At 64.0% G+C, this 13,933-nt stretch carries 13 protein-coding genes; 8 read left to right on the top strand and 5 right to left on the bottom strand.

Features of this window, described 5'->3' with window-relative positions; translation table 11 throughout:
- Both nrdE and ACR2JI_RS11210 read left to right on the top strand, forming a co-directional pair.
- On the top strand, positions 1–1,369 hold a 1,369-nt coding region (nrdE, locus tag ACR2JI_RS11215; protein ID WP_526390150.1), incomplete at its 5' end, for a class 1b ribonucleoside-diphosphate reductase subunit alpha.
- 30 nt (positions 1,370–1,399) lie between these two features.
- Complete coding sequence (locus tag ACR2JI_RS11210) at positions 1,400–2,152, top strand: NUMOD3 domain-containing DNA-binding protein (protein WP_526390149.1); 753 nt, start codon at positions 1,400–1,402, stop codon at positions 2,150–2,152.
- Between the two features lie 115 nt (positions 2,153–2,267).
- On the opposite strand, the gene ACR2JI_RS11205 is transcribed toward ACR2JI_RS11210, so the two are convergent.
- Positions 2,268–3,632, bottom strand: coding sequence for a condensation domain-containing protein (locus tag ACR2JI_RS11205; RefSeq protein ID WP_526390148.1), 1,365 nt, complete (start codon positions 3,630–3,632; stop codon positions 2,268–2,270).
- Positions 3,633–3,643: 11 nt separating this feature from the next.
- Entirely contained in the window at positions 3,644–4,681 is a 1,038-nt protein-coding gene (locus ACR2JI_RS11200) for a ligand-gated ion channel (RefSeq protein ID WP_526390147.1), read from the bottom strand.
- 74 nt (positions 4,682–4,755) lie between these two features.
- On the opposite strand from ACR2JI_RS11200, the gene ACR2JI_RS11195 reads away from it, so the two are divergent.
- On the top strand, positions 4,756–4,887 hold the full coding sequence (locus tag ACR2JI_RS11195) for a hypothetical protein (protein ID WP_526390146.1): 132 nt from the start codon (positions 4,756–4,758) through the stop codon (positions 4,885–4,887).
- A gap of 67 nt (positions 4,888–4,954) precedes the next feature.
- Here the strand turns inward: ACR2JI_RS11195 and ACR2JI_RS11190 are convergent, their stop codons facing one another.
- The gene (locus ACR2JI_RS11190) at positions 4,955–6,136 is read right to left on the bottom strand and encodes a geranylgeranyl reductase family protein (RefSeq protein WP_526390145.1); all 1,182 of its coding nucleotides are present in this window, start codon (positions 6,134–6,136) and stop codon (positions 4,955–4,957) included.
- Positions 6,137–6,369: 233 nt separating this feature from the next.
- Here ACR2JI_RS11190 and nrdF point away from each other — a divergent pair, with 233 nt between their 5' ends.
- Both nrdF and ACR2JI_RS11180 read left to right on the top strand, forming a co-directional pair.
- Positions 6,370–7,344, top strand: a complete 975-nt coding sequence (nrdF, locus tag ACR2JI_RS11185) for a class 1b ribonucleoside-diphosphate reductase subunit beta (protein ID WP_526390144.1) — start codon at positions 6,370–6,372, stop codon at positions 7,342–7,344.
- A 135-nt stretch (positions 7,345–7,479) separates the two neighbouring features.
- Positions 7,480–7,806, top strand: coding sequence for a DUF3349 domain-containing protein (locus ACR2JI_RS11180; protein ID WP_526390143.1), 327 nt, complete (start codon positions 7,480–7,482; stop codon positions 7,804–7,806).
- Positions 7,807–7,865: 59 nt separating this feature from the next.
- Here ACR2JI_RS11180 and ACR2JI_RS11175 read toward each other — a convergent pair whose 3' ends face one another.
- The gene (locus tag ACR2JI_RS11175; RefSeq protein WP_526390142.1) at positions 7,866–8,918 is read right to left on the bottom strand and encodes an NAD(P)-dependent alcohol dehydrogenase; all 1,053 of its coding nucleotides are present in this window, start codon (positions 8,916–8,918) and stop codon (positions 7,866–7,868) included.
- Between the two features lie 64 nt (positions 8,919–8,982).
- Between ACR2JI_RS11175 and ACR2JI_RS11170 the strand changes: the two genes are divergently transcribed.
- Both ACR2JI_RS11170 and ACR2JI_RS11165 read left to right on the top strand, forming a co-directional pair.
- A complete protein-coding gene (locus tag ACR2JI_RS11170; RefSeq protein WP_526390141.1) occupies positions 8,983–10,284 on the top strand; it encodes a serine hydrolase domain-containing protein in 1,302 nt (433 codons plus the stop codon).
- 14 nt (positions 10,285–10,298) lie between these two features.
- Positions 10,299–11,132: an SDR family oxidoreductase gene (locus ACR2JI_RS11165; RefSeq protein ID WP_526390140.1), complete on the top strand. Its 834-nt coding sequence runs from the start codon at positions 10,299–10,301 to the stop codon at positions 11,130–11,132.
- Here ACR2JI_RS11165 and ACR2JI_RS11160 read toward each other — a convergent pair.
- Entirely contained in the window at positions 11,129–12,181 is a 1,053-nt protein-coding gene (locus tag ACR2JI_RS11160) for an iron-siderophore ABC transporter substrate-binding protein (protein WP_526390139.1), read from the bottom strand. The two genes, ACR2JI_RS11165 and ACR2JI_RS11160, sit on opposite strands and share 4 nt — an antisense overlap.
- A 177-nt stretch (positions 12,182–12,358) precedes the next feature.
- Here ACR2JI_RS11160 and ctaD point away from each other — a divergent pair.
- Positions 12,359–13,933: aa3-type cytochrome oxidase subunit I (ctaD, locus tag ACR2JI_RS11155; protein WP_526390138.1), on the top strand; the 1,575-nt coding region annotated here is incomplete at its 3' end.

The raw sequence follows: 13,933 nt of genomic DNA, 5'->3' as shown, positions 1-13,933 counted from the left end.
GCACGCCCACCACCCGGACATCTACCGCTTCCTGGACACCAAGCGGGAGAACGCCGACGAGAAGATCCGGATCAAGACGCTGAGCCTCGGCGTGGTGATCCCGGACATCACCTTCGAACTCGCCAAGAACAACGACGACATGTACCTGTTCTCGCCCTATGACGTCGAGCGGGTCTACGGCGTTCCGTTCTCCGACATCTCGGTCACCGAGAAGTACTACGAGATGGTCGACGACGCCCGCATCCGCAAGCAGAAGATCAAGGCCCGCGAGTTCTTCCAGACCGTGGCCGAGCTGCAGTTCGAGTCGGGCTACCCCTACATCATGTTCGAGGACACGGTGAACCGGGCCAACCACATCGACGGCAAGATCACCCACTCCAATCTGTGCTCGGAGATCCTGCAGGTGTCCACCCCGTCGCGGTTCAACGATGATCTGTCGTACGCCGAAGTGGGCCGGGACATCTCGTGCAACCTCGGTTCGCTGAACATCGCCAAGGCGATGGACTCACCAGACTTCGCCCAGACCATCGAGGTGGCGATCCGGGCGCTGACCGCGGTCAGCGATCAGACCACCATCTCCTCGGTGCCCTCGATCGAGAAGGGCAACAAGGAGGCTCACGCGATCGGGCTCGGGCAGATGAACCTGCACGGGTATCTGGCCCGGGAGCGCATCTTCTACGGCTCCGAAGAGGGTATCGACTTCACCAACATCTACTTCTACACCGTGCTGTATCACGCGCTGCGCGCGTCGAACAGAATCGCCATCGAGCGCGGGTCTACCTTCTACGGGTTCGAGAGGTCGAAGTACGCCAGCGGCGAGTTCTTCGACAAGTACACCGAGCAGGTCTGGGAGCCCAAGACCGACAAGGTGCGCACGCTGTTCGCCGACGCCGGCATCCGGATCCCCAACCAGGACGACTGGGCGCGGCTCAAGGAGTCGGTGCAGCGCAACGGCATCTACAACCAGAACCTGCAGGCGGTGCCGCCGACCGGCTCGATCTCCTACATCAACCACTCGACGAGTTCGATTCACCCGATCGCGTCGAAGGTGGAGATCCGCAAGGAAGGCAAGATTGGTCGGGTCTACTACCCGGCGCCGTATATGACCAACGACAACCTGGAGTACTTCCAGGATGCCTACGAAATCGGCTACGAGAAGATCATCGACACCTACGCCGCGGCCACCCAGCATGTGGACCAGGGGCTGAGTCTGACGCTGTTCTTCAAGGACACCACCAGCACCCGCGAGGTGAACCAGGCGCAGATCTACGCCTGGCGCAAGGGGATCAAGACGCTGTACTACATCCGCCTTCGCCAGATGGCGCTGCAAGGTACCGAGGTTGAGAACTGCGTCAGTTGCATGCTGTGATTGCCTGCCGCTGAAACCGAGGTGCTCCTAGTGGCTGAACGATCAATCGGGGGCTTGGTCTATGGGATCAGGCTCCGGTTTGAATCGCGTTATCGCTATGTCGGTCTCACCACTAAAACAGCGCAGGTGCGGTTGCGGCAGCACTGGAAAGAGGCTGCGGCGGGGAGGAAAACGCCGTTCTACGACTGGTTGCGCAAGCAAGATCGCGACGATGTGGTTGTCGTTCACCTGGACTGGGCAGACGAACTCGATGAGCTAGGTGAGGCGGAGATCGCCTGGATAGCTTTGTTGCGGCATGAGGGCCAGCCTCTGCTGAACCTTGCGGCAGGCGGGCTTGGGCCGACGGGCGTGGAATGGACTGCAGAGATGCGGCGGGCGGCGAGTATCCGCGCGACGGGTCGAATGATTCCCAGCCGATTCGGTGACGAGAATCCTTTCTACAGGGGGGAGCACTCGCCCGAACAGCGGGCGAAGTGGTCGGCTGCGCGTAAAGGTACGTATGCCGGGGCGGACAACCCGAACTATGGGAAGTTCGGTCCCGACCACCCCGGCTACGGCCGCCGGGTGTCGGAGGAGGCAAAGGCCAGGTTGTCCAAGAGGATGACGGGCACCGGGAACCCTAATTTTGGCCGCGTTGCCAGTGAAGAAACGCGGGCCAAGATGTCGTCGGCTCGCAAAGGCCGTCCAATGCCGTCGAGTCGGCGTAGCGCGCATACCAGACACCACACGAATAAAGGGGTCAAGAAGGCAACGTGCCGGTATTGCATCGAGGACTCGCAGTGAGGTCTTGGATTCCAACGATTAGTACCCGACCGGCGCTGCCGTCCTGACGGACAACCGGCCATCCAACGCACCGACCGAGACGGTCCGCGTGCGGTTCACGGCCGGAGGTTGAGGCTCAGCCGCCGGCGGCGGAGATGAACGCGCTACGAAGCGCTGCCATGTAGTTGTGGATCGAGCGGCGACTGTCAAACGTTTCCGGGAACGACACGGTGATGGTCGTGCAATCGCGGTTGCGGGTCGCCCAGATGTTGATGCTGCCGTGGTTGAGGTCGTCGATGAACATGCCCAGGTTGTCGGCAATGGCGGGGTCGAGTTTCCGGAAGTCGAAGAGCGATACCATCATCGGCTGGTCGGAACCGGCGTCGCCGAGTTCTTCGGAGTCGACCAGATCGAGGACGCGGTCGAACGGCACCGCCGCCAGGTGCTTGTTGGCGTCGAAGGACTTCTGCGCTGATCGTGCCGTTTCGCCGAAGTCGCGGCCGACGTCGACGGAAATCGGGAACAGGCTGGCGTACCACCCGACGCTGGTCGCCTGGTCAATGGTCCGGGTGTCCAAGGGGCTGAAGATATGCACCGTGTCGGTGCCGGTGAAGTCGTGGTCGGCGATCGCGGCGCACGCCAGAACTCCACCGCTGAACCGTGCCCCGGCTCGACGGCACGCGGTGTCGAAGGCCTCGGTCTGCGCTGCGTCGAGAATTTCCGCGGTGAAAGCCCCGCCGGAGCCGTCGTCGGCGCTGCCCAGTTCGAGCGGGAAGCTCGGCCATTCACCGTCGGCGTCGACAGCGAAGTCGATCCAGTCCTTCACCGGACCCGAGTTGCGGGTGAGGGTGTCGACTTCGTCGTGCTGATTCTCGGTGAAGTCCCGGTAGGCGGCGGGTTCGGCTTCGCTTTCGTCGCGCCCCAGGGTCAGCGCCTGGTAGTCGCGGGTGATGTCGCCGTAGATCACCAGTGACGACGTTCCATCGGTGTGCAGATGGTCGATGTCGGCGTAGACGGTGAAGTGGTGTTCCTTCTGGATGACGCCGAAGGTGAAGCAGTCCCATTCCAGCGTGCCCGGGGTGGCCGTCAGCACGTGGTCGCGGATCGCATCCTGTTCCATGAATCCCAGCACCGCGGGCACGAATTCGATCAGCTCAGGGTCTTCGATGGTGCGACGGATGACCTCGCCGTCGTCGGTGATGTCGAAGGCGCTGTGGTAGGTGTCGTGACGGCGCAGGTGGGCGTTGATGGCCTCGGTCATGGCCGCGATATCACACCAGCCGGCGATACTCCAGGACGTAAGGATCAGTCGCGCCGAGTCACGTCGACGCTTGCGGGCGGTGAGCGCCGAACGGAGATGCTGCTTCTGCTGGAAGGTGGGCGGGAGAGGGTCGACGGGCGCCGCCGCCGCGAGTGCCCGGCTGGACGACGAAGCCCTCCACTCGGTGACGATTCCCTGTCCGGGGGTCCAGTTACCGCTGATGGAACCGATGGCGACCATGTGAGCGGCTCCTAGTTTCCGGTGAATACGTAGAACAGCACGGCTGCGACGAAGGACGCCACGAACGCCACGCTGATCCACAGTGTGAACCGTCGTTCGAGTCGCATCGCCGCGTCCTCGGTGTCGTGTCGCAGTCGCCATGCGCCGATGACCGCGCTGCCGAGCATTGCCGTGATGGCAATGTAGGCGAGCACGTAGATCAGGTCGATCATCGGCAGGTAGCCGACCTCGGGCAACGCCGAGGACACCCCGAACTGCATCGCGACGAGTGCGATCAGCGCGGTGATCGGCACGTTGACCTTGGAGTCCACGTACGAGGCCGGGATGATGACGCCCAGTGCCGCGGCGATGAGCACGATCAGCAACGGCAGGATGGTCTTGAAGATGCCCGATGTCACCGGAGACGTCACCGGCAACTCCACCATTACCCGGGTGTAGGTCCGGGACTCGGGAGTCGACTCGATGTCACCGAACGATGTCGGGTAGGTGTGGCTGTCGAAGTCGATGTGCGGTGTCCCGAAGTTGTAGCCGGCCAGGGTGATGTCGGGGTTGACCGTGATTGGGTCCTTGTCCGGGACGTAGACGACCTGTTCGACGTTGTTGATGGCGTCTTCGAAGACGAACCGCAGGGTCTGCTTCTGGAAGGGATAGTCCGACACCGACAGCGGAGAGTTGAAACTCCCCTGATATCGCCCGAGCCAGACCATCGAGCCGTCCGGTTGTTTGCGCGGTTCGGAGTACAGGTCGGTCTTGGTCAGCGCCCAGTTCTCGAATATGTTCTGGACCTCGATACCGGCCGGCGCGTCGATATCCGGGTTGCGCCACCGCAGCCAGACGTAGAAGTCCGCGGAGAAACTGTTGGTGTTGAGGTCGACGGCCTGGACGTTCTCGACGTAGACCCCGACGGTCACGTGTTCGGGGCCGGCCCCGGGAGCGGGGGCTGGGCTGGCCGATCCCACCGGCGATCCGGCCAGCAGCAGACCCAGGAAACACCCGACGGTGAGGATGTGCGTGACCGCTTTCGCGAGCGTTTTTTGGCCGGAATTCATCGGCGACCCCTCCTGACCCGCGGAGATGTTACAGCCGGTGGGCAATCCGCGCAGGGGTCCGGCTAACTGAGCCCGTGAGTACATCGCCGGCGGTCAACCGGCACACCGAGGCCTGGCGCGCCTTCGGCACCCGGGTGCTCGAGGGTTTTCCACGGCCGGCGGAGATCGCCGATGAGGTCGAGGTGCTCACCGACGGGTGCGCGTAAGGGTCGCTGTCGATGACGTCCTACGCGATCGGACTGGATCAGCCGCGCAGATGATCGGCGCGGACAGTCAGAACTTGTGCTGCGGCCCCTGGGCTCTCTTGTACATCGACTTCAGCAGCGCGTCGCGGATGCGAGCATTGTCGAGCAGCTTCAGGCCCGCCCCTGCCAAGGCCGGATAGCCGGCGAGTTTGTTCAGGACCCGGCCGCGCCGGTATTCCTTGCCCCATGCGGCCTTCATCCGCTGCTCGTAGTTGGTGAAGTCGTCGGGCCCACCGTTCTCCAGCGCGGCGATCGCACATTCACCGGCCGCCAGCCCGGACTCCAGAGCCTTGGATATCCCGGCCCCCGACGCCGGTTTGCCGGCGCCGAGGGAGTCGCCGACGAACAGCACACCCGGTCGCCAGGGCGGCCAGGCGGTGAAGCCCATGGGGAGCCGCCAGGCCCGAACGCTCTTGTTCTTCTTCAATTCGTCGATGGCGGGCAATTCCCACTCGCGCGGCAACGTGGCCAGGAACTCACCGAGGAACTGGGTGGCATTGATGGCCTGCCAGTTCTTGTAGCTGTTGATATAGCCCAGGCCGATGTTCAACCGGCCATCGCCCATTGGAAACACCCAGCCGTAGCCGGGCAGCTGATCGCCCTGGAACTCGAACTTCAGGTAGATATCAAAACTGTCGGAGTCGGCACGGTTGGCGTCCATCTCAGCGCGGATGGCGATCGCGGAGTATCCGTTGTAGTCCGAGTCGATCTGCAGCGCCCGCTTGATGGGGGAGTACGCGCCATCGGCGGCGATGACGGCGTCGGCGTGGACTTTCTCCCCGCCCTTGAGCACCACGCCGGTGACCCGGCCGCTGCCGTCGAGGATCGGCTCGCTGACCTCGGCACCCTGGCGCACCACCGCGCCGGCCTTCGCCGCGTGCTCCAGCAGCATGGTGTCGAGCACCGTGCGGCTCACGGTGTGCCCGTGGTCGGGCATGCCGGGGCGTTTGGGGAATGACAGTTCCCACCGCGACGGGCTGAACACCGTCACCCGGTTGATCCGATGGAAGGTGGACACCTCGTCGGCCAGGCCCATCTTCTGCAGGTAGCTCACCGCCCGCGCGGTCAGGCCGTCTCCGCATGGTTTGTCCCGGGGGAATCCCGCTTTGTCGACCACCAGCACTCTTGCACCGGTCTGCACGGCCTGCCAGGCGGCCGCCGACCCCGAGGGTCCGCCGCCCGCGACAACCACATCGAATCGCTCAGTCACAATTCCTTGATGCTAGCCGTGGTTGATCGGGGTCCGCGCTATCGACCGGGCCGAAACGCCCCATCCAAGCGCGCCGCCGACCTGCTGGGAACCAGCCTCGCGACCGCCGAACGGGCATGTCGGCGCGACACGCCGAACACAACTTGTTGTGTTAGCACCGCTTGTCAGACACTAGGGGTAGTGTTTCGCAAGTAAGTTCATATCCGGCGATTTTTGGGTGAAGTGGGGTTCTGGTGAGCAGTGGAGCCAAGCTGGTTGACCGCGCCAAGGCGATCAACTGGAACCGTGTCGAAGACGAGAAGGACGCCGAGGTCTGGGATCGGCTGACCGGCAATTTCTGGCTGCCGGAGAAGGTCCCGGTGTCCAATGACATCCCGTCCTGGAACACCCTGACCGACGCCGAGAAGCAACTCACCATGCGAGTGTTCACCGGCTTGACGCTGCTGGACACCATTCAGAGCACCGTCGGTTCGGTGAGCATGATTCCGGACGCGCTGACTCCGCACGAAGAGGCGGTGCTGACCAACATCACCTTCATGGAGTCGGTGCACGCCAAGAGCTACAGCTCGATCTTCTCCACGCTGTGCTCCACCGCCGACATTGATGAGGCCTTCCGCTGGTCGGAGGAGAACACCAATCTTCAGCGCAAGGCGCAGATCGTTCTCGACTATTACCGGGGTGATGATCCGCTCAAGCGCAAGATCGCCTCGGTGATGCTCGAGGGGTTTCTGTTCTACTCCGGCTTCTACCTGCCGATGTACTGGTCGAGCCGGGCCAAGCTCACCAACACCGCCGACCTGATCCGGTTGATCATCCGCGACGAAGCGGTGCACGCCTACTACATCGGCTACAAGTTCCAGCGCGGCTACGTGACTCAGACCGAAGAGCGTCAGCAGGAACTCAAGGATTACGCCTACGAGCTGCTGTATGCGTTGTACGAGAACGAGATCGAGTACACCCAGGATCTCTACGATCAGGTCGGCCTGACCGAGGACGTCAAGAAATACCTGCGGTACAACGCCAACAAGGCGCTGATGAACCTTGGTTTCGAAGCGCTGTTCCCGAAGGACGAGACGGACGTCAACCCGGCGATCCTCTCCTCGCTGTCACCCGACGCCAACGAGAATCACGATTTCTTCTCCGGCTCGGGCTCGTCCTACGTCATCGGCAAGGCCGTCGTGACCGAAGACTCGGACTGGGACTTCTGACACCCGGTTCCAGTTTGCCAGGATGCACGTGAGGGCCGCCCCGGTTTTCCCACCGGGGCGGCTTTCGTTTGATGTAGAGGTGAACGCTTCCTGAACACGTTGGCATTGGGGGCATAACGGGGAGACACTGGACGGATGACCGCTAAGTCCCGTGTGCAATCGATGATCAGCTGGCTGCGCGCCGGCTACCCGGGCGGGGTCCCGGGGCCGGACCGGGTGCCACTGCTGGCGCTGCTGCGCAACAGCCCGTTGACCGAGGAACAGGTCAAAGAGGTGGTGCGCGAAATCTCCGCCGCGGAGAAGATCGCACCGGCCGGTCACGTCGTCGACCACGACGAGATCGAGAAGTTCATCGAGGGGGTGGCCCACCACGACGGGGGTCCGGAGAACATCAGGCGGGTCGCCGAGATCCTCGCCGCCGCCGGCTACACCGTGGAAGGCCTGCACGGCGCCGAGGAGTAGTCCTCGTCCCTACGCGTTGCGAAGCGACTCAGTGCGCGATCTGTTTCGACTCTTCGTCCCTACGCGTTGCGTAGCGACTCAGTGTCGATCACAAACCGGTACCGCACGTCGCTGGAGATGACCCGCTCGTAAGCCTCGTTGACATAGCCGGGTTCGATGACCTCGATCTCTGAGGCGATGCCGTGCTTGGCGCAGAAGTCCAGCATCTCCTGCGTCTCGGCGATGCCACCGATCACCGAACCGGCAATGCTGCGGCGCATCCCGATGATCGAGAACGGCGGAACCACCAGTGGGTTCTCCGGAGCGCCGAGTTCGACGAAAACGCCGTCGAGGTCAACCAACCCGAGGAACTTACCCAGATCAAGGTTGGCCGACACCGTGTTGAGGATGATGTCGAACGAGTTGCGCAGACTCTTGAAGACGGCGCGGTCGTCGGTGGCGTAATAGTGCTTGGCCCCCAACCGAAGTCCATCCTCCATCTTCTTGAGCGACTGCGACAGCACCGTCACCTCCGCGCCCATCGCTGCACCGATCTTGACGGCCATATGTCCCAACCCGCCGAGTCCGATCACACCCAGTCGGGTTCCCGGGCCGACGTTCCAATGCCGCAGCGGCGAGTAGGTGGTGATGCCGGCGCACAGCAGCGGTGCGGCGGCATCCAGGGGCAGCGACTCGGGGATGCGCAGCACGTAGTTCTCGTCGACCACGATGCTGCCGCTGTACCCGCCCTGGGTCGGCTGACCGTCCCTGCCGACCCCGTTGTAGGTGCCGACATTGCCGCCGCCGGTGCAGTACTGCTCCAGACCGGCCCTGCAGTTCTTACAGTCCCGGCAGGAATCCACGAAGCAACCCACGCCGACCCGGTCGCCGACCGCGAACTTGGTCACCTCGGAGCCGACGGCAGTCACCACGCCGGCGATCTCATGGCCGGGCACCACCGGGTAGTTCGGCTGACCCCACTCGGCGCGCACGGTGTGGATGTCGGAGTGGCAGATTCCGGCGAAGTGGATATCGAATCCGACGTCGTGCGGACCGATCTCGCGGCGGGTGATGGTGGTCTTGGTCAGGGGTCCGGTGGCCGATGTCGCGGCGTAAGCGGAAACGGTAGTCATGGTGTGAGATTAGGCCTTGGGCCAATGGCACTGACAGGGGCTCCTGCGGTCTACGATTCGCCCAATGGTTGGCATCCCGTCGGTACCGAGGCTTCCGCGCGGGCTGGACCCGCTGCGGCGGATCCACGTTCCTCGGGATCTTGACGCGATCACCGATATCGGTCCCGAGGATGCTGCTGCCGACGGTGGAGTCGAGCAGGCCGCAGTCGAGACCATGTGGAATGCCGCCGTCGACTGGTACCGCAGTGGTGTGCACCCTGCGATGCAGGTGTGTGTGCGGCGCAACGGCGCGGTGATCCTCAACCGTGCGATCGGCCATGCCAGCGGCAACGGCCCACGTGACGGCCGGGCCTCCGAACGGGTTGCGGCCACCGTGGACACACCGTTCTGCGTCTATTCGACGTCGAAGGCGATCACCGCGTTCGTGATTCACAAACTCTGCGAGCGTGGACTGCTGCACACCGACGACCCGATTGCCGACTACATCCCCGGCTATGAGCAGAACCGCAAACACCGGATCACCATCGGCCATGTGCTGGCCCACCGCGCCGCCGTCCCTAACCTGCCGCGAAGCGCCCTGAATCTCGACAACCTCGGCGACCGCGAATTCATGAAGGACATCCTGATCAACGCCTCGCCGTTCGCGAAGGCCGGCCGCTATCTGGCCTATCACGCGGTCTCGGGCGGATTCATTCTCGGTGAGGTCGTCCACACCGTCACCGGCAAGGACATCCGCGAGGTCCTGGCAGAGGAGTTCCTCGATCCATTGGGCTTCCGGTGGACCAACTACGGCGTCGCGCCCGAGGACGTCGACAAGGTGGCGGTCAACTACATCACCGGGGCGCCGACGGCACCGCCGCTGTCGAATGTGCTCAGCAGGGCCCTCGGGGTGGGTCTGGACGACCTGGTCAACCTCACCAACGATGCCCGCTTCCTGACCGGGATCGTGCCGGCCGCGAATGTGGTGACCACCGCCTGGGAGCTGACCCGATTCTTCGAGATCATGCGCTGCGGTGGCGAACTCGACGGAGTCCGGGTGATCGAGACCGACACCATCCGCCGCGCCCTCGTCGAGCGGTCCCATCTGGAGATCGATCTGTCGCTGGTGTATCCGACCCGGTTCTCCTACGGCCTGATGCTCGGTGCCCAGGTGGTGAGCCTTTACGGCCGCGATACCCAGCAGGCCTTCGGCCACCTCGGCTTCACCAACATGCTGGCCTGGTCCGACCCGGAGCGGGCGATCTCGGTGGCGGTGCTCAACAGTGGAAAACCGATCGTCTACCCCGAGCTCTACCGGTTCCTCGGCACCATGGGGTGCATCACCAGTCAGATGCCGAAAGTGCCGGCGAGCGAGCGGATGCTCTGACAGGAGTGGTGCATATGTCGTATCTGACCGACAAGGTCATCGTCGTCACCGGGGCCGCCAGCGGCTTCGGACGGTTGATCTGTCAGAAGTGCGCGGCCGGTGGCGCAAAGGTGGTGGCCGTCGACGTCAACGCCGACGGTCTCGCCGAGGTGGTGAACGGTATCCGCGCGGCCGGTGGACTCGCGATCGCCGAGGTGGCGGATGTGACCGACCTGCCGGCGTTCACCGCCGCCGCACGGAACGCCGTCGACACCTACGGCGGTATCGACGTCCTGGTGAACAACGCCGGCGTGATGCCGCTGGCCTACTTCGCCGATCATGAAAAAGCCTGGCAGCGTTGGCATCATGCGATCGACATCAATATCAAGGGTGTGCTCAACGGCATCATCGCCGTCTATGACCAGATGATCAGTCAGGGCCGCGGCCACGTGGTCAACATTTCTTCCATCTATGGCAACGGCGGTATCGAAGGCGCCGGCGTCTACAGCGCCACCAAGCTTGCCGTCACCGCACTCTCCGATGCGCTGCGTGTCGAGACGCAGGGGAAGATCAAGGTCACCACCGTCAAACCGACCGGTGTGATGGGAACAAATCTGGCTTCCGGCATCGTCAATGAGAACGCGATCATGGGACTGGCCGGACAGAAAGGCCAGGAGTTCGCCGAGAACCTCGGGAACCTGATGACGGGATCGATGCGTCCTGAGCAAGCCGATGTGAATTCGATCCAGTACTGGCTCATCAACCCCGACGACCTCACCGACTCGGTCATCGGTGTCATCGATCAGCCGTGGGGGATCAGCATCAGCGACATCACGGTGCGCGCCAGCGGGGAGAACTACATCCGCTAGTTGATCGGCGCGTTGAGCCAACTCAGATCGTCGAGGATCCCGCGGGCGGCGATCAGGCCCTGGCCGGTCTGCCAAACCTCGCGGTTGACGACGAACACCCGGTTGTCCCGGTATGCGGACAGCTTGCGCCAGGCGTCACTCTCGAGGATTTTCGGAGCGCGGTCCTTGGCAGCCGGCGACGCGAAGGACATGTACACGATGTCACCGTCGGCGGGTGCGAAGTCCGGTGCGTCATCCAGGCCGATCTCCAGGTAGGGCTTGTCGGTAAACCGTTGCGCTGCAGGACGATCCACGCCGACAGCGGCCAGCACACTGGCCGGGAAGTTCTGCGCACCCCACACTCGCACGGTGGTGTCGGTGAGCTCGACGATCGAGGCCTGGAAGTGCGTAGCATCGGTGGCCGCACCCTTCTCGCGGGCCTGGGCGGTGAATCCCGCGATCAGCTCGTCGGCGGCGCCGCGGCGGCCGGTGGCCGCGCCGATCAGCCGGAGGGTGTCCTGCCAGCCCGCTCCGGATGTGTCGGTGAACACCGTCGGGGCGATCGCCGCCAGGGCGGGGTAGTCCTGTTGTTCGGCCTGCGCGCCCAGTATCAAATCCGGTCTGGCCGCGGCGACTGCCTGTAGGTCCTGGGCCGGCGGCAGGTCATGCACGACGGTGCCCAGATAGGACGGCTGGCCGGCCGCGCCGTCCGGCACGGCGGCCGCGACGATGCGGGACTGCAGCCCCAGTGCGCACAGGGCGTCGAGCTCGCCGCCGGCGAGAACCACGATGCGCTGCGGGTCGGGCGCCACCGCCGTCTCCCCGGCGGCGTGCCGCAGCGGCCCGGGCGGTTCGGGATCAAGGCGGGCCGGCTCCGGTGCGCAGGACTCGTCGGGGCGGCGCTGATTGCCCAGCACCCCCGCCGAAGCGATCTTGGTGGTGCTTGTCACAACCGTGCTGGTCGGACCGGCCGCCGGGGGACCCGCGGGGGTCGAGCAACCGCTGAGCAGCGCAGGGGTGGCGAGGGCAGCGGCGAACACCCCGGGAAGCACTGCGCGGGCAAGCACCACGCGACCGTAACATCAGGCCCGGGAAATGCCGTTGAGCTGGGCATTCGGCCTTGTCCATGGGGGGTCGCGACGCGAGTACGACAGAATGTAGGACCCACGGCCCATGGCGCCTGGTTTGGGGTTAGGATTCCTCAGTAGCTTCAGGGATAAACCCCGACAGATGGTTTGGAGGACGTCGTGACAGCCGTAGTGCCTGCGCGCGGAGATCTAGAGGCCACTCGCCCCCACCCGGCGCCCAATGGGCCAAAGGGCAATCTCATCTACAAGCTGCTGACCACCACCGATCACAAGCTGATCGGCATCATGTACGTGGTCGCCTGCTTCATCTTCTTCGCGCTGGCCGGGCTGATGGCCCTGTTCATCCGGGCTGAGCTGGCCATTCCGGGTCTGCAGTTCCTGTCCAACGAGCAGTACAACCAGCTGTTCACCATGCACGGCACCGCGATGCTGCTGTTCTACGCCACCCCGGTGGTGTTCGGTTTCGCCAACCTGGTGCTGCCGCTGCAGATCGGCGCCCCCGACGTGGCCTTCCCGCGGTTGAACGCGCTGTCATTCTGGCTCTTCGTCTTCGGTGCGCTCATCGCCCTGGGTGGGTTCATCACCCCCGGTGGCGCTGCTGACTTCGGCTGGACCGCCTACGTTCCGCTGTCGGACGCCGTGCACTCCCCGGGCGCCGGCGCAGACCTGTGGATCCTCGGTTTGGCCGTCGGCGGCCTCGGCACCATCCTCGGTGGGGTCAACATGATCACCACCATCGTGTGCCTGCGCGCGCCCGGCATGACCATGTTCCGGATGCCGATCTTCACCTGGAACATCTTCGTGACCTCGATCCTGGTCATCCTGATCTTCCCGCTGCTGACCGCGGCACTCTTCGGCCTGGCCGCGGACCGTCGCCTCGGGACGCACGTGTACGACCCGGCCAACGGCGGCGTCACGTTGTTCCAGCACCTGTTCTGGTACTTCGGTCACCCGGAGGTGTACGTCATCGCGCTGCCGTTCTTCGGCATCATCTCCGAGATCATCCCGGTGTTCTCCCGCAAGCCGGTCTTCGGCTACACCACCCTGGTGTACGCGACGCTGAGCATCGCGGCGCTGTCGATGGCGGTGTGGGCACACCACATGTACGTCACCGGTGCTGTGCTGCTGCCGTTCTTCAGCCTGCTGACCTTCATGATCGCGGTGCCCACCGGCGTCAAGTTCGTCAACTGGATCGGCACCATGTGGAAGGGGCAGTTGACCTTTGAGACGCCGATGCTCTGGTCTTTCGGCTTCCTGGTGACCTTCCTGCTGGGTGGTCTCTCCGGTGTCATGCTGGCCAGCCCGCCATTGGACTTCCACGTCTCGGACAGCTACTTCGTGATCGCGCACTTCCACTACACGCTGTTCGGCACCATCGCCTTCGCCACCTATGCCGGCGTCTACTTCTGGTTCCCGAAGATGACCGGGCGGATGCTCGACGAGCGTCTGGGCAAGCTGCACTTCTGGCTGACGATGGTCGGTTTCAACGTCGCCTTCCTGGTGCAGCACTGGCTGGGCAACGAGGGCATGCCCCGCCGGTACGTCGACTACCTGCCGACCGACGGGTTCACCACGCTGAACATCGTCTCGACCATCGGCGCCTTCATCCTCGGTGCATCGGTGATCCCGTTCTTCTGGAACGTGTTCAAGAGCTGGCGCTACGGCGAGGTCGTCACCGTCGACGACCCGTGGGGCCACGGCAACTCCCTGGAGTGGGCCACCAGCTGCCCGCCG

This window comes from Mycobacterium sp., assembly GCF_051006775.1.
Lineage (GTDB): Bacteria > Actinomycetota > Actinomycetes > Mycobacteriales > Mycobacteriaceae > Mycobacterium.
The sequence above is the reverse complement of the archived record's forward strand: the minus strand, read 5'-3'. Positions and strand labels throughout refer to the sequence as shown.

Coding starts and splice junctions, on each gene's coding strand:
- ACR2JI_RS11165 (WP_526390140.1), top strand. CDS start 10,299: ATGTCGTATCTGACCGACAAGGTCATCGTCGTCACCGGGGCCGCCAGC.
- ACR2JI_RS11180 (WP_526390143.1), top strand. CDS start 7,480: ATGACCGCTAAGTCCCGTGTGCAATCGATGATCAGCTGGCTGCGCGCC.
- ACR2JI_RS11200 (WP_526390147.1), bottom strand. CDS start 4,681: ATGAATTCCGGCCAAAAAACGCTCGCGAAAGCGGTCACGCACATCCTC.
- ACR2JI_RS11205 (WP_526390148.1), bottom strand. CDS start 3,632: ATGGTCGCCATCGGTTCCATCAGCGGTAACTGGACCCCCGGACAGGGA.
- ACR2JI_RS11175 (WP_526390142.1), bottom strand. CDS start 8,918: ATGACTACCGTTTCCGCTTACGCCGCGACATCGGCCACCGGACCCCTG.
- ACR2JI_RS11170 (WP_526390141.1), top strand. CDS start 8,983: ATGGTTGGCATCCCGTCGGTACCGAGGCTTCCGCGCGGGCTGGACCCG.